1 protein-coding gene is annotated in these 1,433 nt (G+C 63.4%); it reads right to left on the bottom strand.

Annotated features, from left to right (window positions below; genetic code table 11):
- Window positions 1–32 precede the first annotated feature (32 nt).
- Window positions 33–1,376, bottom strand: a complete 1,344-nt coding sequence (locus ACWGLC_RS17755) for an IS256 family transposase (protein WP_452101095.1) — start codon at window positions 1,374–1,376, stop codon at window positions 33–35.
- Window positions 1,377–1,433 lie beyond the last annotated feature (57 nt).

The following is a 1,433-nucleotide window of genomic DNA, read 5'->3' as shown; positions in this document are numbered from 1 at the left end:
GAGCCTGTCAAGATTTCTGTGTATGCGGGTGGTCAGAGATATTGGTTGATGCGGTCGGGGTAGGCGGCGGCGAGCTGGGCGAGGGCTTGTTTCCAGTTCGTAGTCACTTGACCTTCGACGAGGCGGCCTGAGGCTCTTCTCTGCCCGGCAGGCTTACCTTTCTCAGCGGCGCGGTCACGGGCTCGACGATCTTCGATGTTGCAGATCGCCAGCCACAGCAGCTTGACCGCCGATTCAGTAGTCGGGAAATGGCCGCGGTTCTTGGTGACCTTGCGAAGCTGGAAGTTCAGCGACTCGATCGAGTTCGTCGTGTAGATCACCCGGCGCAGCATGGGCGGGAACTGCAGGAACGGGATAAACCGCTCCCACGCCGCGGTCCACGTCGCGACCGTCTGCGGATACTTCGAACCCCAGTCGGAGGCCTCAAGTTCGGCCAGGGCCGCCAGCGCAATCTCCTCGTTCGGGGCTGTGTAGATCTTCTTCAGCTCGGCGGCAACCTTCTTGCGGTCGCCGTAGGAGACGAACCGCATCGATGCCCGGATCAGGTGCACCACGCAGGTCTGGACCAGAGAGTCCGGCCAGGTGGCCTCGATCGCCTCCGGAAGCCCTTGCAGGCCGTCGCAGCACACGATGAGCACGTCCCGCACACCCCGGTTGGCCAGGTCAGCGCACACGTGCGCCCAGAATGAGGCGCCTTCGGAGTCCTGGACCCAGATGCCCAACACGTGCTTGACGCCATCAAGATCCACGCCCACCGCGATGTACGCCGAACGGCCGACCACGCGGTGATCTTGGCGAACCTTGATCCGGATCGCGTCGAGGTAGACGACCGGATAGAACTCCTCTAGCGGCCGGTTCTGCCACTCGAGAACGGCGTCAGCGACCGCGTCGGTGATGGTGGAGATCGTCGCTGGCGAAAGCTCCACACCGATCGTGGAGGCCAGGTGGTGCTCGATCTCGCGCACGGTCATGCCGCCGGCATAGAGGCTGATGATCATGTCATCCAACCCGTCCAGACGCCGCTGGCCCTTGCGGATCAGACGCGGGGTGAATGACCCGGCCCGGTCGCGGGGAACGTCGACGGTAAACGAGCCGACTTCCGACTCGATCGTCTTCGAGGTGGTGCCATTGCGGGCATTCGGCCTTTTGGCCGGGGCTTGCTCGCCCTTCTCGTAGCCGAGATGGCTCGACATCTCGGCCTGCAAGCCCCGCTCGAGCGAGGTCTTCAAAAGCGCCGGCAGCAGCCCGTCGGACCCGGTGATCGCGACCTCGCCGGAGTCGATCTTGGCGAACAACTCATCCAGCGCTCCGCTGGCCTGAAGCTGGGCAACAAGCTCGTTACCCGACGCCGGTCCGGCGTCCTTCTCGTCGGTCATAGTCATCAGTGTTGCGCGTCCCTTCAGAACGGCTTACACAGACAATCAAACACGCCC

The organism is Dietzia sp. NPDC055877 (genome assembly GCF_053615975.1).
This window is presented reverse-complemented; position numbering and strand designations above follow the sequence as displayed.